We start from the raw sequence: 16,664 nt of genomic DNA, 5'->3' as shown, positions 1-16,664 counted from the left end.
ACGAAAAAGAATATAGCTGGCTAATGATTCTTTCCAATATATTGTTCGACCTGTTTGATAGGTTCTACGACCTAATGAGGTGTGCATGGAATTACGTCACCTGCGGTACTTCATCGCCGTCGCTGAAGAACTGCACTTTGGCCGCGCCGCGCAGGTGCTGGGCATATCGCAACCGCCCTTGAGCCAGCAGATCCAGGCACTGGAGCAAGAGGTGGGGGCGCGGTTATTTGAGCGTACCAATCGTCGGGTCGAGCTGAGCGAGGCCGGGCGCCTGTTCCTGCAAGAGGCGCGGCTGGTGCTGGCCCAGGTCGACAAGGCGGCAGACGTGGCGCGCAGAGCGCAATTAGGAGAGCTCGGGGAGTTGAAGATCGGCTTCACATCTTCCGCGCCGTTCAATTCCAGTATTCCCCAGGCGATCTTTGCGTTTCGCCAGGCTTTCCCGGCAGTGCACCTCAATCTGCAGGAGATGAGCAGCACGGAGGTGGCCGAGTCATTGGTGGATGAGTCGATCCAGGTCGGGCTGATGCGGCCTTTGCCGTTGCCTGATTCGCTGAGCGTGGTCGAGTTGATGCGCGAGCCGCTGGTTGCCGTATTGAGCGCCGGCCATCCGTTGGTGGAAGGCAGCGAGCGCGGCCTGCACCTGGCGCAGTTGGCGCAGGAACCCTTTGTATTTTTCCCACGCACCTACGGCAGCGGCCTGTATGCCCAACTGCTCAACCTGGCCCGCGACGCCGGGTTCAGCCCGCATTTTGCCCAGGAAGCGGGGGAGGCGATGACCATCATCGGCCTGGTGGCGGCGGGGTTGGGCGTGTCGGTGTTGCCGGCGTCTTACCAGCGTATCCGCATTGATGGCGTGGTCTACCGCACACTGCTCGACCCGGAGGCGATGACGGCGGTGTGGCTGGTGCAGCGCAAGGGCGTGCAAACACCGATGGCTAAGGGGTTTGTGGAGTTGTTGACGCACAGGGCATCTGAATAACGCCCTTGAGAACATGGCATATCTCATGTGGGAGGGGGCTTGCTCCCGATAGCGGTGGTTCAGTTAGAGAGACTGAGACTGACACACTGCTATCGGGAGCAAGCCCCCTCCCACATTTGGCCTTACTGCATCCCGGCCGAGCGTATCCCCGCCAGAATATCCCGGTCCAGCATGCTCACCCAGCGGTTGTAGTTGCGATGGATCTTGCCGTCCTTGTAGCCCAGGTCGCGGCTGTCGCGGTAGGTGATGGCGTAGCTGTTGCGGGTGTAGCGGATATCGATTGCTGCATAGAACTGGCCGCGCACGGTGATCTCGGCCTGCACCAGTTGCGGGCTCAGGCGTTGTACTGTCCACTCACGTTTTTGCAGGGCGGCGACGATCACCTGTTTCATTTTTTCTTCGCTGACCTGGGTCGTGGCCGGCAGTTCGTGCTGGGTGTTGAGCACTGGTTTGCTGGTGCAGCCGGCAGTGGTCAACAGGGCCAGGGTGATCAGGGTAGCGCGTAGCAGGGAAGACATTCCGTTTTCTCCAATCGATTAAAAAGTCAGGCCCAGCGGCGGAAGATCAGCGAGGTGTTGACGCCGCCGAAGGCAAAATTGTTGTTCATCACGTAGTCGTTGTGCATCTGGCGAAAGCCCCCTTGCAGGTAATCGAGCTCGCCGCATTGCGGGTCGACCGAATCCAGGTTGAAGGTGTGCACGTAGTGGTCGCGGTTCATCATCTCGATGCTGAACCACGACTCCAGCGCGCCGCAGGCACCCAGGGTGTGGCCGAGGAAACTCTTCTGCGAGCTGATCGGCATACGGCTGCCGAACAGGCTGCTGGTGGCCAGGGTTTCGGCGATGTCACCTTGGTCGGTGGCGGTGCCGTGACCGTTCACATAGCCGATGGCAGAAGGTGCAAGCCCAGCGTCTTCCAGTGCCAGTTCCATGGCACGGCGCATGGTTTTCTGTTCCGGGCGGGTGGTGTGCTGGCCGTCGGCATTGCTGCCAAAGCCAACCAGCTCAGCGTGAATATGCGCGCCCCGCGCCAACGCGTGTTCCAACTCTTCCAGTACCAGGATGCCGGCGCCTTCACCAATCACCAGGCCATCACGGCCGCTGTCGTAGGGGCGCGGACTGGTTTGCGGCGCATCGTTTTTCAGGCTGGTGGCGTAGAGTGCATCGAACACCATGGCTTCGGTGGGGCACAGTTCTTCGGCGCCACCGGCGAGCATCAAGGGCAGGCGCCCGAACTTGATCGCTTCATAGGCATAGCCGATGCCCTGGCTACCGCTGGTGCAGGCGCTGGACGTGGGGATCAAGCGCCCGGTGAGGCCAAAGAAAATGCTGATATTCGCCGCGGTGGTGTGCGGCATCATCCGCACATAGGAGTTGGCGTTTAGCCCCTCGGCCACGGAATTGAGCAGCATATTGCCGAACGCCTTGATCTCATCGGTGCTGCCGGTGGACGAGCCACAGGCCACGCCCATGCGCCCGTCCTTGATCGACGGGTCACCGAGCAAGCCGGCATCCTGCAGTGCCTGCTCCGCTGCCCACACCGCCAGGCGCGAGACGCGCCCCATGCTGCGCAATTGCTTGCGGGTCCAGTGCGCAGGCACCACAAAATCATCAATCGGCCCGGCCAGGCGCGTGTTCAATTCGGTAAAGCGGTCCCATTCATCCATGCGCCGGATACCGCTGCGGTTGGCGCGAAAGTTGGCGGCGATGGTGTCCCAATCGCTGCCCAGGGAGGTCATGCCGGCCATGCCGGTGACGACGACGCGCTTCATCAGCACAAGCCTCCGTTCACGGCCAGCACCTGGCGTGTGATATAGCCCGCTTCGGCCGACATCAGGAAATTCACCGCGCCGGCGACTTCTTCCGGGGTGCCCATGCGTTGCGCGGGGATCATTTTCATCAGCTCTTCGACGGGGACGTTTTCATCCAGCATCGCCGTGTCGATCAACCCCGGCGCCACGCAGTTGACGGTGATCTTGCGTTTGCCCAGTTCGATCGCCAGCGCCTTGGCTGCGCCGATCAGGCCGGCTTTTGAAGCACTGTAGTTGACCTGGCCGCGGTTGCCGATCAACCCGGACACCGAGGTGATGCACACGACACGCCCGGCGGCGCGACGTCGAATCATCGGCATCATCACTGGGTGCAGCACGTTGTAGAAACCATCGAGATTGGTGCGCATCACCACGTCCCAGTCGTCTTCCGACAGGGCAGGGAAGGCGCCGTCGCGGGTCAGGCCGGCATTGAGCACCACGCCGTAGTAGGCGCCATGTTGCTCCACGTCGGCTTCAAGGATGGCCTTGCAACTGGCGCGGTCGGACACGTCGAATTGCAGCACCCGCGCCTTGCGACCCAGGGCCTCGATCTCGACCTGCACGGTGTCGGCTTCGGCGCGGCCACTGCGGCAATGCAGCACGATGTCATGGCCGGCCTGGGCCAGGCGCAGGGCAATGGCGCGGCCGATGCCACGGCTTGAGCCGGTGACCAGTACGGATTCAGTCATGACGTTGGGTCCTTCGATTCATCTAAATAGTTGGCCGCCTGGGGCGGTCGAAATACGTTCAGGCGCGCACTGGCCTGGATACCCTTACCGGTGAGGTGGCATTCGAACACACCCATGCCGTTGTCGTCTTCCAGGGAGCGCAGGCCGTGGATATTCAGCTCGGCGCCTGCCGGGAAGTACTCGACATTGCACTCGAACTTGCGTGTACCCAACAGGAAGCCCAGTTCCACCGCGCGGCCTTGCTGGCGTGCATGGCAGCCGGCATAAGCGGCGACGCTTTGCGCCATCAATTCCAGGCCGACCCAGGCCGGCAGGCTACCGTCAGGGCGGTTGAACAGGCCGTCGGGCTTGACGGTGACGCGGGTGCGGATCTGCTCATCATCGAACGACAGCACCTGGTCGATCAGGATCATGTCGCCCGCGTGGGGTAGCAGCTCGGCAAGTGGCCAATCGATCATGGGGCCTCTGCGATTATCAGGCTGACGTTATTACCGCCGAAGGCAAACGAGTTGCTCATCAGGCAGGTTTTTTTCAAGGTGTCGCCGCTGTGCGTCCATTGCAAGGGCGGCAGCGCCGGGTCGGCGTGGCCATCCCACACGTGAGGCGGCAGCTGGCCCTGAGCCAGGCTCAGCCAGCAGAACGCCGCTTCCAGCGCTCCGGCGGCGCCAAGGGTGTGGCCGGTCATGGGCTTGGTCGACGAACAGGCCACACCGCCGGGGAACAGGCTGGCGACCGCATGGCTTTCCATGGCGTCGTTGTGTTGGGTGGCGGTGCCGTGCAGGTTCAGGTAGCCGATCTGCTCGGGAGCCAGCTTTGCGTTGGCCAGGGCCTTGCGCATCGCTTGCAACGCGCCCTTGCCGCTGGGTTCCGGCGCGGAGATATGGTGAGCGTCGCAACTGGCACCGCTGCCCAGCAAGGCGATCGGTGCCGGCTCGCGGCTCATCAGGAACAGTACCGCCGCCTCACCGATATTGATGCCGTTGCGGTTCACCGAGAACGGGTTGCAGCGCTCGCTGGATACCGCTTCCAGCGAGGTAAATCCGTTCAGGGTCAGCTTGCACAGGCTGTCCACGCCACCACAGATTACCGCATCGCATACCCCCAGGTTCAGCAGGCGCTGGGCGCTCATCAAGGCACGGGCGCTGGAGGTGCACGCGGTGGAAATCACATAGGCCGGGCCGCTCACTTGCAGCCAGTCGGCGAGGAAGTTTGCCGGGGCGCTGAGTTCCTGTTGCTGGTAGTCGTAGTCGGCAGGGAACTGCTTGTCGCGCAGGTAATGGGCAATGCCACGGCTGGCTTCGTCGATGCCCGAGGTGCTGGTGCCAAGCACCACGCCGACTCGCCCTCGGCCATAGGTTTGAATGGCCTGACGGATCTCATCTTCAATCTGCAACGCCGCTTCCAGCAACAACTGGTTATTGCGGCTGCTTTGTTGAGCCAGTTCCACCGGCAAAGGCACCAGTTCGCCCTGGACGGCAGCCACCGGCACCACGCGCTCCGGCACCCAGCCGCTTTCGGCGCGCATGCCTGAGCAGTCACCGGCAAACAGGTTGCGGCTGACTTCGGCCTGGCCTCGGCCAAGGGCGCAGATCACACCGAGGGCATTGAGGTAAGCGGTCATCGGCTGATACCCAGCGGGGTGATGCGATAACTCAACGGCTGGCCGGCCATGTTCACGCTGAACACCTCGGAAGACTGATAGATGATTTGCCAATGGCCCGGCAGCGTGCGCGTCAGGTCCATGGCCTGGGCGTGCGGATACAGCGCCGGCACATCACCGGCCTGGGTCAGGGCAAACAGCAGCGCGGCAAACAGCTCCCGCGCCTGGGGATTGGGTGGCAGCAAGCCGTCGGCCTGCCACTGCCCATCGAGCAGTTTTTGCCGGGCCAGGGGAATGCCCAAGGGGTCCATCATCGACCAGCGAATCGCGTGGCCTTCGCGCTGGATCACCAGCAGCCAGTCCTGGCGCTGCCCGTCCGCCAGGCGCTGCACATGCAGTTGCATCGGCAAGGCCAGCGCCGGGATTTTTTCCGGCAGCGGTGCCTGGCTGGCGCAGGCACTGAGCAGCAACAGGCAACCCATTAACAGCAGGCGCATCATGAGGCGGCGTTCTCCAAAGGTTTGCGCGCTACGCAGTTGACCAGGGTTTCCTCGCGCTGGCCCACCGGCGGCGCCTTGCGCAGGCCCCAGCGCTCCAGCAGGCCGAAGTCGCTGGAGCGGCTCCACCAAAGGTAGGGGTACGAGACATTCTGCGAGTCGAATTCAAAGCCTTGCTCGCGCAGCATCTCCAAGTACTCTTCGGCGCTTTTTTGCACATGCATCGGGTGGCGGAACAACCAGCGAATCACCCAGGTGTCGATATAGGCTTCGGTGGATTCGGCAAACAGCAGATAGCCGCCCGGTTTGAGTACCCGATAGAACTCCTTGAGTGCGCGATGTTGCTCGACCAAGTGGTGAAAGGTCTGGTGGCAAAACACGATATCGACGCTGGCGTCCGGTACATCGAGGGTGGCGCAGTCACTGCCGATCAGCTCGACAGCCAGGCCCTGGCGCGCAGCCTCTTCACGGCTCAGCTCCAGACTGTGGGGGTCGGCATCCAGGCCGATCAGGCGTGAAGGCGCAAACACCTGCTGCAGCAACCGGAAGGACTTACCCTGACCACAACCGGCGTCCAGCAACACCGGGGCCACCGGCAGCGGCTCGCTGAACAGGCTGCGCAGGTCGTTGATCGCCACACGCAATACGTGATGCTGCCAGGTGTGGCTGCGCAGGAACCAGAAGCCGAACCTGGTTTCCTCGACATAATTTTTGCTCAGGTAGTTTTTTTCAACGGCAGGACTGCTCATACCGCTTCACTCGCACAAATATCCGACAACATCCGCAATCGCCGTTTAGGCTCGCTGACAAACGGGTTGCGCTCATCCCAGGCGTAACCGGCCAGGATCGAACTGATCATGCGGCGAATCTCCGGCGAGCTGCCAGGATGGAAAATCACATCCTGGAACGTACCGGCATACCAGCCTTCGACGTAGCAGCGGAAGGTATCGACACCGCGCTTCAAGGGTTCGGCGAATTCGCTTTGCCAGTCCACGGTCTCGCCGTTGAGCTGACGGTGCAGCACAGCGGCGGCCATGCTGGCCGACCGCATGGCGATGGTCACGCCGGACGAGAACACCGGGTCGAGAAATTCCGCCGCATTGCCCAGTAGCGCAAAGCCTGGGCCGTGCAGGCTTTTGACGTTGGCCGAATAGCCGCCGATGCTGCGTGCCGGGGTGTCCCAGACGGCGTTTTGCAGCACGGCGGCCAGGCTTGGCGTTTCATCGACAAAGCTGCGCAGGCAGGCATCAAGGTCGCTGTCGCGGCCATCGAAATGCTCTTTGGCCGCGACCACGCCCACCGAGCAACGGCCGTTGCTGAACGGGATGGTCCAGAACCAGATGTCGCGCTGGGTCGGGTGGGTGGTGACCAGAATTTTGCTGCGATCAAAGCCTGGGTGTTCGATGCGGTCTTCGATGTGAGTGAACACGGCCTGGCGCAGCGGGAAGTTCGAGGGCGCCTCAAGGTCCAGCAGGCGCGGCAGCACGCGGCCATAGCCGCTGGCGTCGAGCACGAACTTGGCCTTGATGTGGTACGCGCTGCCGTTCTGTCGGCGCACATGCAGGTAGCGGCACTCGCCGGAGAAATCCACACCGACAATGCTTTGGCCATAGCGGATTTCCACACCTTGCAGCGCCGCCTGATCGGCCAGCAACTTGTCGAACTCGCCGCGCTGCACCTGGAAGGTGGTGGGCTTGCCGTTGCTGAAGGTGTCGCCAAAGTCAAACGCACTGTAGCGCTCGCCCCAGGCGAACGCGGCGCCGGTTTTTACCTGGAAGCCCGCCGCTTGCACAGCGTCGAGCATCCCGGCTTCTTCGATGAAGTCGATGCAGTGCGACAGCAGGCTTTCGCCAATCGAAAAGCGCGGGAAATGCTCGCGTTCGATGATCAATACATCATGCCCTTTGCGCTTTAGCAGCGCAGCCGCAATGGCACCGGATGGCCCGGCACCGATCACCACCACCTGGCGACGTTCCATTTCAACTGTGGGCACGAGGGCTCCTTGCCGCATGGGCGATAATCGCATTCATAAGGTGTGTTTCTGCTGGGCTGCCCAGGGCGCCAGCATAAAGCTGAATGCCAGGCCCAGGCTGACCGATAAACCGAAATTACTCACGGCCGGTGTACTCGACACCGCCAGCAGGCCGAACGACAACCAGGTTGTCAACGCCGCCAGCAGTGTTCCCAAGAGGCTGACGGCCGGGCCGCCGATCTGCTCGCGCATCAAGATCGCGTAGTCAACGCTGATGGCCGTGACCAGCAACAGGCCAAACAGGCTGAACAAGGTCAGCGGCTGGCCCAGCCAGCCGAGGCTGGCCAGGCTGCACAGCGCGGCCAGCAGGGGCAGGGCGACGATACGCAAGGCGCCGCCAAAACCGAAGGGCGCAATCAGCAACAGCACGATCAGTACGCACGACAGCAACTTCAATTCGGCTGCGCTGATTTGCGTGTCGGCAAACACGCGGTTCAAGTCGCCCAGGCGATCGACTAGTTGCACGCCGGGCAAATCCAGCGCCTGCACCCGCAGCAACGCCGGGTTGTTCAAGCCTTGCAAGCTGACCATGGCCGCCACGCCGCCGTCGACCGGGCCGAGCCAGAGCGTGCGCCAGGGTTCGGCCAGCGGGCCTTGCAGCGCTGCGTCAATGTCTTGAGTGGGCAGCGCCTGCAACTGCGCGACTTCAGCCTGCAGGGCACTGACGGGCACGCCGAGGCCCAGCAGCGGTTGCCAGTGTTGCGCCAGAGTGTTCAGCGCATCGCGCAGTTGTTGCTGCTCCTCGGGCAGGTTCACCAGTTGACTGAGCGCCAGGTAGCCCTGGAGCTTGTCCATGTTCACCAACTGATCCAGGCGTTTGCCCAGGGCGGCCTGGCGTTCCAGCAACTGTTGCTGATTATCTGCGCGCACCAGGAAAAACTGGCTGGTGGGCTGGAACCCGGTGATGCGCGCTACGGCCTGGGCCTCCTGGAGCAATTGCGGCGGCGCGCCGATCCACTGGCGAATATCGTTCTTGCTGTTGAGCTGCCACAGGCCGGCGGCGCAGAACACCAGCACCGCCACCAGCAGCACAGAACCGGGCACGCGTTTGATCAAGGCGGTACGCAGTTGCCATAGGGCCTGGGCGACACGCAGCGGCCATTGCGCCGGGCGCAGCTCCACGCCCTTGAGCAGCGCAGGCAGCAGGCACACCGCACACAAATAAGCCCCCACCAGCCCGGCGGCGGAGAACACCGCGATTTGCGTCAGCGCCGGGAAGGGTGTCCAGGCCAGCGCCAGGTAGCCGATGCAACTGGTGGCCAGGCTCAGGCTCAGCCCCGGCAGGGTCAGGCGCAACGCCGGCCAACTGCGCCAGGGTTGCAGGCTCCAGCTTTTGGACAGGTAGTGCAGTGGGTAATCCACCGCCACGCCGATCAGGCTGGAGCCCAGCACCAGGGTCATCACATGCATATGCCCAAACAGTGCCACACAAGCGACTGCGCCAAACAGCATGCCCACCAGCACCGGCACAAATGCCAGCAACACCCTCCAGCGTCGGAAAGCCAGCAACAGCAACAACAGGATGCCGATGGTTGCGCCACCGCCGACCCAGGTGATTTCCCGCGTGGCTTGCTGCTGCCCATTGGCCGCGTAGAGCAAGCCGCTGGCGGCGAGCAATTGCGCGCCGTGCTCACCAGCCTGCTCGCGGCTGGCCTGGAGTAAATCCGCCACTTGCAACGGCAATTTCATATCGAAGGCATTGCCGTGGGTGCGTGCCCGCACCAGCACCCAGCTTTGGCCGTCGGCTTCGGCGATCAAGGCGCCGCTGCCGATGTCCAGCTGAACCGCGCCGTGTTGTGGCTGGCTGTTCTGGATACGCCCGGTCAGGCCGAGCCAGTCGTCCTGGCTCGGCACCAGGCTGAAGCCGGTGAACGGGTCGAACAGCGCTTGCACCCGTTGCTGGATAAAGGCGTCGGGGCGTTCGATCAGTTGCTCACGGTCGTTGGCCGAGAGCATCGACAAACGCCCGCGCAGCAGTTGCTCGCGCAACGCCGGCAAGTCGGCTTGCAGGTTCCATTGCACCTGTTCAAACAGACCGCTGGCCTGCCAACGCTCGCCCATTTGCTGCGCCGCGGCCAGTGCTTGCTGGCGGTCGGCATGGCCCACCAGTACCAGCATCTCGCGGTTCAGCGGTTCTTGCATACGCTGTTCGGCCTGCTGTTCCAGGGCGTCCGGCGTACTGCCCGGCACCAGTTCCATCAGGTTGGCCGACAACGGCGCGCCATCGCGCCACTGCCAGCCGGCCAGGGCCAGCACGGCCACCAGCAGGATCAGGAACAGGCGCGGCAGCAGGCGCTCACTGGGCAAAGTCGTGTTGCTCCGCATCGCTCAAGGGTTGGTCGGCCGTGCTGTCCTGCATACGCAATACAGTGCTGTCGCCCTGGGTTTCCAGCAGCTCGATGGTTTGCACCAGTTCGCCGCCGTCGATATTGATCCGGGTGAACACTTGCTTGAGCAGCAATGAGCGCGGGGTCAGCGTGAGCTTCCAGTTGTGGGGCTGGCCTTGCAGTTGCAGTTCGAAGTCACGCTGCAAGCCGCTGCTGTCGCCCTGGAGTACGGCGAGAAACAGGCGATTCTGTTCGGCCCCGGCGCTCTTGTTCGGCAGCGGTTGCCAGCCGTTGGCGTCACGCCGGGCGATGCCTTGGCCTGTGATGCGGTAGTCCTGTTGCAGCGGGGTCTTGAGCAGCCATAACAGGCCGTGGTCCTTGGCGAGCACGAAGGTGCCTTTGCTGACCAGCGGCTGGGGCAGGGCGCGCAGGTGTTTTTCCTGAGTGAAGCTGCCGTGGATGACAGAGGGTTTTGCAAGCTGATCGCTCAACTGCTGCAAGTCGAACGCCTGGGCCAAGCCTGGAACGCCCAACAGCAGGATAAGCACAATCCCTGTGGGAGCGGGCTTGCCCGCGAAGAACCTGAGGACGCTGCGTAGTGTCAGGCGTCGTGCGTTATCGTTAACGACCATCGCGGGCAAGCCCGCTCCCACAGGGGTCAGCATTTCAGGGCCCTTTCTACGGCATCGGTGAATATCTTGGGCGAGGCAAGTTGCATCTCGCGGTTGGCGATTTGCACCGCCACTTGCACGGTGCTGGCGCGGGTCAAGCGCTCGCCGCTCGCCAGGTCAGTGATCAGGTAGTTGACCTTCAAACGGTTCTCCCACTCCACCAGGCTGGCACGCACATTGAGCGTCTGGCCGAAGGTCGCGCCACGTACATAGCGTAGCTGCATGTCGATCACCGGCCAGGCGTAGCCGGACTCGAGCATCGCCGTGTAGTTATGGCCGATCTTGTCCAGCAGCGCACAGCGCGCCACTTCCAGGTACTTCACGTAGTGCCCGTGCCACACCACGTTCATGGTGTCGATATCGAAAAACGGCACGAGGATTTGCGTGTCGCAGTGCAATACGCCGGGGCTACGCATGCAGCCTCCAGTGTTGCGCGGCGATGCGTTGCAGGCACAGGCGCAGTTCGCCTTCCAGGGCACGGTCTTCGATGACTGGCGGGAAGTCCATGGCCAATTCTGCGTGCATTGCGGCCAGTGCCGGTGGCAGCGCTCGGGCATCTTCTGCTTGGGCTCGCAGCCACACGCCCTGGTTGGCGGCGAGCAGGGCGGCGGCGGCTACTTGTTCGGTCAGCTCCAGTACGCGGATTGCATCGCGGGCAGCGATGGTGCCCATGCTCACCTTGTCCTGGTTGTGGCACTCGGTGGAGCGTGAGAACACACTGGCCGGCATGGTGTTCTTCAATGCTTCGGCGGTCCAGGCGCTGGTGCCGATCTGCACGGCCTTGAAACCGTGATTGATCATCGCGCGGTCGGCGGGGGCGCCCGAGAGGTTGCTTGGCAGGCCATGGTTGTAACGCACGTCCACCAGCAGCGCGAGCTGGCGGTCGAGCAGGTCGGCGACGTTGGCCACCAGGGTCTTGAGGCTGTCCATGGCGAAGGCGATATGCCCGCCGTAGAAGTGCCCGCCGTGCAGCACGCGTTCTGCTTCGGCGTCGATGATTGGGTTGTCGTTGGCGCTGTTGAGCTCGATCTCGATAAATGAGCGCAGCCAGTTCAGGCTGTCGGCCAGCACGCCGAGGACATGAGGGGCGCAGCGCAAGGAGTAGCGATCCTGCAAGCGATGCAGCGGCGCCGTTGGCGCATCAATCGCCAGGTCGTTGCGCAGCCACGCGGCCACTTGCATCTGCCCAGGGTGCGGCTTGGCGGCGAACAGGCGCTCGTCGAAGTGTTCCGGGTTGCCTTGCAGCGCCACCACATTGAGCGCGGTGATGCGCGTCGCCAGGTGCAGCAGGTAGTCGGCGCGGGCGAAAGCCAGGCAGGCCAGGCCAGTCATCACGGCGGTGCCGTTCATCAAGGCCAGGGCTTCCTTGGGGCGCAGCACCAAAGGCTCCCAGCCCAGTTCGCGGTGCACGTCGACCGCCGGGCGGCGTTCGCCACGAAACAGCACTTCACGTTCGCCGGACAAGGTCGCTGCCACGTAGGACAGCGGCGTCAGATCACCGCTGGCGCCCACCGAGCCTTCTTCCGGGATCAGTGGCAGCACATCGTGTTCGAGGAAGGCGTGCAGGCGTTCCAGCAGTTCCACGCGTACGCCCGACACGCCATGGCACAGCGACTGCAAACGCGCCGCCAACACGCCGCGGGTGGCTTGGGCGTCGAGCAGCTTGCCCAGGCCGCAACCGTGAAAGGTGTACAGGTGACGCGGCAAGGCTTCGACGTGTTCCAGCGGCACCGCCACCACGCAGGAGTCGCCGTAGCCGGTGGTCACGCCGTAGATCACGCCTTCCTTGTCCAGCAGCGAGTCGAGAAACTGCGCGCCCTTGGCGATGCGCTGACGATAGGCAGCATCACCCTGCAATTGCGTGGGCGCCTGACGGTTGGCCAGGGCCAGCACGTCTTCGATGCGCAAGGGGCGTTCGCCAAAGGTTACCGGCTCAAGATGCGTCGTCATCGGTCTTCCAGAAAGGGTAAAAGTTGAACCATTGTTGGGGCGCTTGCAGGCAGAACTGGCCCAGGCGTGCGGCGTAGCGGGCGGTCCACTCGGCAATCACCTGCTCGCGGGTGCTGCGCTTCCATTCGATCAACGGTGCGAAAGGCTCGATGGTCAGGCGATAGCGGCCTTGGTGTTTGAGGCACATCAGCAGGTTCACCGGGCATTTGAGCAGCCCGGCCAGCAGCCACGGGCCTTGGGGGAACGCAGCCGGGTGGCCGAGGAAATCCACGCGCACCGTGCGCCCACCGTGCAACGGTATGCGGTCACCGGCAATCGCCAGCCATTCGCCGTCGTCCAGGCGCTGGCTGAGCAGCAGCATGGTGGCCGGGTCCAGCTCGCTGACCTGGATCAGGCGCAAATGGCTGGCCCCGGCTTCACCCAACAGGCGGTTGAAACGCTCGGCGTGCTTGGTGTGCACCAACACGTTCATGGTGACCTGTTCACCGATCTCCGCCAGTGCACGGCACACTTCCAGGTTGCCCAGGTGCGCGCCCACCAGCATCTGCCCGCGCTCGCCACGCAGTTGCCCGCGCAATTGCGCCGGGTCGTTGATTTCGATCTGTTCCAGGCCCAGCCTGCCGTTCCATACGTCGAGCTTGTCGAGCAGGGAATCGGCGAAGGCCATGAACTGGCCGAAGACTTTCCGGTGGCTGGGCAGCAGTTCATCGCGCCCACTCCATTGGGCCAGGCGCTGTTGATATTGCCAGGCGCTGTGGCGCGCCGTGCGGCCAAACAGAAAGAAGTAGAAAACGATGCTGTAGAGCAAAGGGCTCAACAGGCGACGACCCAGGATTTTTGCGGCGAGCGCCGTGAGCTTCATCAGCCAGAAGCTGCCGCGTTCCTCGCGGTCGGCCCAGTGCTTGGTGCTGTCGCTCATGCCTGCCACCGTCGCCACAGGATCATCGGCGCACGCACCAACATGCCGAAAAACAGCCGCGTGTGCATGGCGCTGATGCGAACGTTGTCGCGGAACAAGCGAAAGTGCGACAGGCCGTCGGCCGGGTAGTGCACCTGGGTCGGCAGCCAGCGCATCGGTTGGTTGCGCCAGGCCAGGCGCACCAGGATGTCCGAGTCGAAATCCATGTGCGTGCCGATGTAGGCCGAGTCCATCAAGGCCAGGGTTGGTGCCAGCGGGTACACGCGAAAACCGCACATCGAGTCGCGAATCTGCAACGACAGGGTGTTGATCCACACCCATACGTGGGTCAGGTAACGCGCATACAAACGGCCTTTGGGCACGCTGTCGTCGTATTCGGGGTAGCCGCAGATGACGGCGTCAGGGTGCCGGCGCGAGGTGTCGATAAAGGTCTCGACTTCACGCAGGTCGTGCTGGCCGTCGGCGTCCACTTGCAGGGCGTGGGTGTAGCCCCGGCGCGCCGCTTCGCGAAAGCCGGCCATCACTGCGCCGCCCTTGCCCTGGTTGCTGGGCAGGGTCAACAGGGTGACGTTGTCGAGGGTGGCCAATTGCGCCAACACCGCTGCGCAGGCCGGGCTGCTGCCGTCGTCGACCAGCAGGCACGGCAAGCCGCTGCCCAGCAGGCTGCGGACCACGGCGGGTACGGCAGTTTCGTGGTTGTACACCGGAATCAGGGCGCAGGGGTTATGCATTCGCAGTCACCAACTGTATGCGACCGCTGGAACAGGCGGCAACGCCGTTGCGGTAGGTGAAATAAAGCTTGCTGCGTTCCCGGTCAAAGCGCAGGTGCAGTTCAATCTGATCGCCCGGGCGCACCAGTTGCTGGAACTTGAGTACTTCCATACCGGCGAAGGTGCTCGGCAAGTCGAGCAGTTGCTGGCCCAGGTTGAATGCCCATTCCACTTGCACCACGCCCGGCAGCACGGGCGTTACCGGGAAGTGCCCGCTGAAATAGGCCAGGTCCGGCGGAACGCTCAGTTGCACGGTCCATTCGCCATCGGCTTCGACCTGCTCCAGCACTTCGGGGGCTTTTGGCCGGGGAGCCAGCAGAAGTGCTTCGATATCGGCCTGGGGCAGCTTGCCCTGGCTGTTGAGCGGCAATTGGCGCAGCAACCGCCAGCGACGGGGCAGGGCCAGGGCTTCGCAATGTTGGCCCAGGTGCTGGCGCAGGGTTTGGGTGAGCGTGCGCCGGCCCTGGTTGCGCAGGGCATGCAGGCCATCGCTGCTGAGCACCACCAGCGCGCCAAGGGAGGCGCGGTTTTCCTGCACTACACCCAAGCGGGTTTCGGCGACCCAGGGATGGGTCATCAATGCCTGTTCGAGCATCGGCAGGGAGATGCGTTTTTCTTCCAGCTTGACGATACGGTCCAGGCGGCCCAGCAATTCGAAGCGGCCATCGGCATGGATGCGTGCAGCGTCGGCGGTCTGTTCGATGTGCCCTTCGGGGAGGTATTTTGATGCGATGCGCAGCGCGCCGTCGGCATCCTGGCTCAGTTGCACGTCGGCAAACGGCTGCCAGGGTTGCGCGCCCTGGCGCCAGGCGATGCCGCCGGTTTCCGAGCTGCCGAGAATTTCCGTCGGCCATTGCTGCAAGCGGTCATACAGACTGCCGGCGGCTTCAACGGGCAGCGCGCCACCGGAGGAAAACACCCGCGCAACCTGGCTCAGTGCCGACCAGTCGAGGTTGTCGCCCATGCGTTTGAGCAGCGCCGGGCTGGCGACCCAGGCAAATTGTGGGTGCTCGCGGCTGGCGCGCTGCATGTCTTCGGGGAACGCCAGTTGCTTGCGCACAAAGGTGCGACCTGCGCACAGCGGCCACAGCACGCGAAACAGCAAGCCGTAGATGTGCTGGGTGGCGACGCTGCCGATGATGCAGGCGTCTTTGAGGTCCGCCCCCCACAGGGCTTCCAGCGCCTCGACTTCATTGGCCAGTTGGCGCAGGGACTTGTCGATGCGCTTGGGCTCGCCGCTGGAACCGGAGGTGCACAGGCTCAGTTGGCAGGTGTCCAGGTCGAGAACCGCAGGGCTCAGTGGCGCCTGGTACAGCGCCTCGAGATCAGCGGCTTCGATCAACCAGGCGTCGACGGCAGGGTCCCAGCGATGGCGGGTCTGGGGCTGCAGGTCGGCCGGCAGCAGTACGCTGGCACCGGCGCGCCAGGCGCCCAGCAAGGCAATCGCCAGGACGCCCGCGTCTTCCAGGTACACGGCCAGGCGCTGGATGCCTCGCGCCTGCAAGCCGGCCGCCAGGCGCAGGGATGCTTCCCACAGCTGGGCGTGATTCATGTCAGGCTCGGTGGTGACCCAGCGCTGTTGCAGCGGCTCAAGCAACAAGTGCTCAAGTTTCAACCCATTCATACGCGGCCTCGAACCCTTTGTCGTACCAGCCATTCCACGGCAAACAACAGCGCCATCAGCCCGTAGGCGATCAAGCCGTTGTACAACGTCCACCAGCTCAGCGGCGCCCACAGCGTGAGCGCGGCGGCGAGCAAGCCGTTACACAGAAAAAATGCACTCCACACCACGGTGACCTGGCGGGTATACACGATTGCCTTCGGCGGCAGTTGCGGGTCAGTCATGCGTGCCAGGCGCTCGACCATCGGCGGGCCGTATTTCAGGCTCAGGCCGAACAGCGCCAACATGAACGCGCTGACCAGGCTGGGGTACCAACGCAGCCACTGCGGGTTATCGAACCAGGCCAGCAGCACGCAGAACACGATCACCGTCACCGCCATCCAGCGGCTGCCCGGGCGCCGCCCAGCGGTCAGGGCGCGCAACAGCCACAGGCTGCCCAGCAACAGGCCGAATTGCCACGGTGCAAAATGCTCGGTGCCGTAATACACCGCAAAGGGGTACAGCAGCCCCGCCAACAACAGGCCAAGGCCGATCAGCCGGCTCATGCGGCGGGCTGGACCAGACGGTATACCGCCTCAACCACGTCGTTCACGGTGCGCACCGCCTTGAATTCTTCGGCGGCGATCTTCTTACCGGTCTGGCGCTTGATGTGGTCGATCAGGTCCACGGCGTCGATGCTGTCGATTTCCAGGTCTTGATACAGGTTGGCGTCGAGGGTGACGCGCTCCGGGGGCAGTTCAAACAGTTCCACCAAGGCATCGCGCAGGGTGTTGAAAATATCGTCACGAGTTTGCATGGT

At 63.4% G+C, this 16,664-nt stretch carries 18 protein-coding genes; 1 reads left to right on the top strand and 17 read right to left on the bottom strand.

The genetic code is table 11. The annotated features are described in order from the left end of the window. Window positions 1-85: 85 nt before the first annotated feature. On the top strand, window positions 86-979 hold the full coding sequence (locus tag E4P00_RS28450) for a LysR family transcriptional regulator (RefSeq protein ID WP_216090630.1): 894 nt from the start codon (window positions 86-88) through the stop codon (window positions 977-979). Window positions 980-1,101: 122 nt separating this feature from the next. On the opposite strand, the gene E4P00_RS28445 is transcribed toward E4P00_RS28450, so the two are convergent. The 17 genes from E4P00_RS28445 to E4P00_RS28365 are packed head-to-tail and all read right to left on the bottom strand — an operon-like array spanning window position 1,102 to window position 16,661. Next, window positions 1,102-1,497 (bottom strand): hypothetical protein, encoded by a 396-nt coding sequence (locus E4P00_RS28445; protein WP_078820097.1) that lies wholly within the window; start codon window positions 1,495-1,497, stop codon window positions 1,102-1,104. A 26-nt stretch (window positions 1,498-1,523) separates the two neighbouring features. Further along, window positions 1,524-2,750: a beta-ketoacyl-ACP synthase gene (locus E4P00_RS28440; RefSeq protein ID WP_032878298.1), complete on the bottom strand. Its 1,227-nt coding sequence runs from the start codon at window positions 2,748-2,750 to the stop codon at window positions 1,524-1,526. After that, window positions 2,750-3,478 carry a 3-oxoacyl-ACP reductase FabG gene (gene fabG, locus E4P00_RS28435; RefSeq protein WP_216090631.1) on the bottom strand — a complete coding sequence of 243 codons (729 nt, stop codon included), beginning with the start codon at window positions 3,476-3,478 and terminating at the stop codon, window positions 2,750-2,752. Before fabG ends, E4P00_RS28440 begins: the two co-directional genes overlap by 1 nt. Next, window positions 3,475-3,936 carry a hotdog family protein gene (locus tag E4P00_RS28430; protein WP_078820098.1) on the bottom strand — a complete coding sequence of 154 codons (462 nt, stop codon included), beginning with the start codon at window positions 3,934-3,936 and terminating at the stop codon, window positions 3,475-3,477. The genes fabG and E4P00_RS28430 overlap by 4 nt, the downstream gene beginning before the upstream one ends. Beyond that, window positions 3,933-5,099, bottom strand: a complete 1,167-nt coding sequence (locus E4P00_RS28425) for a beta-ketoacyl-[acyl-carrier-protein] synthase family protein (RefSeq protein WP_248133488.1) — start codon at window positions 5,097-5,099, stop codon at window positions 3,933-3,935. The genes E4P00_RS28430 and E4P00_RS28425 overlap by 4 nt, the downstream gene beginning before the upstream one ends. Beyond that, window positions 5,096-5,578 (bottom strand): hypothetical protein, encoded by a 483-nt coding sequence (locus tag E4P00_RS28420; RefSeq protein WP_148852982.1) that lies wholly within the window; start codon window positions 5,576-5,578, stop codon window positions 5,096-5,098. Before E4P00_RS28420 ends, E4P00_RS28425 begins: the two co-directional genes overlap by 4 nt. After that, window positions 5,575-6,324 (bottom strand): class I SAM-dependent methyltransferase, encoded by a 750-nt coding sequence (locus E4P00_RS28415; RefSeq protein ID WP_078820101.1) that lies wholly within the window; start codon window positions 6,322-6,324, stop codon window positions 5,575-5,577. The genes E4P00_RS28420 and E4P00_RS28415 overlap by 4 nt, the downstream gene beginning before the upstream one ends. After that, window positions 6,321-7,568, bottom strand: coding sequence for an NAD(P)/FAD-dependent oxidoreductase (locus tag E4P00_RS28410; RefSeq protein WP_248133486.1), 1,248 nt, complete (start codon window positions 7,566-7,568; stop codon window positions 6,321-6,323). The genes E4P00_RS28415 and E4P00_RS28410 overlap by 4 nt, the downstream gene beginning before the upstream one ends. Window positions 7,569-7,601: 33 nt before the next feature. Further along, on the bottom strand, window positions 7,602-9,932 hold the full coding sequence (locus tag E4P00_RS28405; RefSeq protein WP_248133484.1) for an MMPL family transporter: 2,331 nt from the start codon (window positions 9,930-9,932) through the stop codon (window positions 7,602-7,604). After that, entirely contained in the window at window positions 9,904-10,599 is a 696-nt protein-coding gene (locus tag E4P00_RS28400; protein WP_032878290.1) for an outer membrane lipoprotein carrier protein LolA, read from the bottom strand. The genes E4P00_RS28405 and E4P00_RS28400 overlap by 29 nt, the downstream gene beginning before the upstream one ends. Further along, a complete protein-coding gene (locus E4P00_RS28395; protein WP_032878289.1) occupies window positions 10,593-11,021 on the bottom strand; it encodes an acyl-CoA thioesterase in 429 nt (142 codons plus the stop codon). The genes E4P00_RS28400 and E4P00_RS28395 overlap by 7 nt, the downstream gene beginning before the upstream one ends. After that, entirely contained in the window at window positions 11,014-12,555 is a 1,542-nt protein-coding gene (locus E4P00_RS28390) for an aromatic amino acid ammonia-lyase (RefSeq protein ID WP_248133482.1), read from the bottom strand. The genes E4P00_RS28395 and E4P00_RS28390 overlap by 8 nt, the downstream gene beginning before the upstream one ends. Further along, window positions 12,539-13,474 carry a glycosyl transferase gene (locus E4P00_RS28385; RefSeq protein ID WP_248128461.1) on the bottom strand — a complete coding sequence of 312 codons (936 nt, stop codon included), beginning with the start codon at window positions 13,472-13,474 and terminating at the stop codon, window positions 12,539-12,541. Before E4P00_RS28385 ends, E4P00_RS28390 begins: the two co-directional genes overlap by 17 nt. Then, window positions 13,471-14,205 carry a glycosyltransferase family 2 protein gene (locus E4P00_RS28380; RefSeq protein ID WP_122732447.1) on the bottom strand — a complete coding sequence of 245 codons (735 nt, stop codon included), beginning with the start codon at window positions 14,203-14,205 and terminating at the stop codon, window positions 13,471-13,473. The genes E4P00_RS28385 and E4P00_RS28380 overlap by 4 nt, the downstream gene beginning before the upstream one ends. Continuing rightward, window positions 14,198-15,868, bottom strand: coding sequence for an acyl-CoA synthetase family protein (locus tag E4P00_RS28375; protein WP_248133480.1), 1,671 nt, complete (start codon window positions 15,866-15,868; stop codon window positions 14,198-14,200). Before E4P00_RS28375 ends, E4P00_RS28380 begins: the two co-directional genes overlap by 8 nt. Then, on the bottom strand, window positions 15,865-16,410 hold the full coding sequence (locus E4P00_RS28370) for a hypothetical protein (protein ID WP_078820107.1): 546 nt from the start codon (window positions 16,408-16,410) through the stop codon (window positions 15,865-15,867). The genes E4P00_RS28375 and E4P00_RS28370 overlap by 4 nt, the downstream gene beginning before the upstream one ends. Then, window positions 16,407-16,661: an acyl carrier protein gene (locus E4P00_RS28365; RefSeq protein WP_003187949.1), complete on the bottom strand. Its 255-nt coding sequence runs from the start codon at window positions 16,659-16,661 to the stop codon at window positions 16,407-16,409. Before E4P00_RS28365 ends, E4P00_RS28370 begins: the two co-directional genes overlap by 4 nt. Window positions 16,662-16,664 lie beyond the last annotated feature (3 nt).

This window comes from Pseudomonas sp. B329 (assembly GCF_023127835.1).
Lineage (GTDB): Bacteria > Pseudomonadota > Gammaproteobacteria > Pseudomonadales > Pseudomonadaceae > Aquipseudomonas > Aquipseudomonas synxantha_A.
This window is presented reverse-complemented; position numbering and strand designations above follow the sequence as displayed.

Bases quoted from the DNA above. Each gene is read 5' to 3' on its own strand.
- E4P00_RS28440 (WP_032878298.1), bottom strand. From the start codon at position 2,750: ATGAAGCGCGTCGTCGTCACCGGCATGGCCGGCATGACCTCCCTGGGC.
- E4P00_RS28385 (WP_248128461.1), bottom strand. From the start codon at position 13,474: ATGAGCGACAGCACCAAGCACTGGGCCGACCGCGAGGAACGCGGCAGC.
- E4P00_RS28375 (WP_248133480.1), bottom strand. From the start codon at position 15,868: ATGAATGGGTTGAAACTTGAGCACTTGTTGCTTGAGCCGCTGCAACAG.
- E4P00_RS28400 (WP_032878290.1), bottom strand. From the start codon at position 10,599: ATGCTGACCCCTGTGGGAGCGGGCTTGCCCGCGATGGTCGTTAACGAT.
- E4P00_RS28380 (WP_122732447.1), bottom strand. From the start codon at position 14,205: ATGCATAACCCCTGCGCCCTGATTCCGGTGTACAACCACGAAACTGCC.
- E4P00_RS28425 (WP_248133488.1), bottom strand. From the start codon at position 5,099: ATGACCGCTTACCTCAATGCCCTCGGTGTGATCTGCGCCCTTGGCCGA.
- E4P00_RS28420 (WP_148852982.1), bottom strand. From the start codon at position 5,578: ATGATGCGCCTGCTGTTAATGGGTTGCCTGTTGCTGCTCAGTGCCTGC.
- E4P00_RS28405 (WP_248133484.1), bottom strand. From the start codon at position 9,932: ATGCGGAGCAACACGACTTTGCCCAGTGAGCGCCTGCTGCCGCGCCTG.
- fabG (WP_216090631.1), bottom strand. From the start codon at position 3,478: ATGACTGAATCCGTACTGGTCACCGGCTCAAGCCGTGGCATCGGCCGC.
- E4P00_RS28445 (WP_078820097.1), bottom strand. From the start codon at position 1,497: ATGTCTTCCCTGCTACGCGCTACCCTGATCACCCTGGCCCTGTTGACC.
- E4P00_RS28415 (WP_078820101.1), bottom strand. From the start codon at position 6,324: ATGAGCAGTCCTGCCGTTGAAAAAAACTACCTGAGCAAAAATTATGTC.
- E4P00_RS28395 (WP_032878289.1), bottom strand. From the start codon at position 11,021: ATGCGTAGCCCCGGCGTATTGCACTGCGACACGCAAATCCTCGTGCCG.
- E4P00_RS28370 (WP_078820107.1), bottom strand. From the start codon at position 16,410: ATGAGCCGGCTGATCGGCCTTGGCCTGTTGTTGGCGGGGCTGCTGTAC.
- E4P00_RS28450 (WP_216090630.1), top strand. From the start codon at position 86: ATGGAATTACGTCACCTGCGGTACTTCATCGCCGTCGCTGAAGAACTG.
- E4P00_RS28365 (WP_003187949.1), bottom strand. From the start codon at position 16,661: ATGCAAACTCGTGACGATATTTTCAACACCCTGCGCGATGCCTTGGTG.
- E4P00_RS28390 (WP_248133482.1), bottom strand. From the start codon at position 12,555: ATGACGACGCATCTTGAGCCGGTAACCTTTGGCGAACGCCCCTTGCGC.
- E4P00_RS28430 (WP_078820098.1), bottom strand. From the start codon at position 3,936: ATGATCGATTGGCCACTTGCCGAGCTGCTACCCCACGCGGGCGACATG.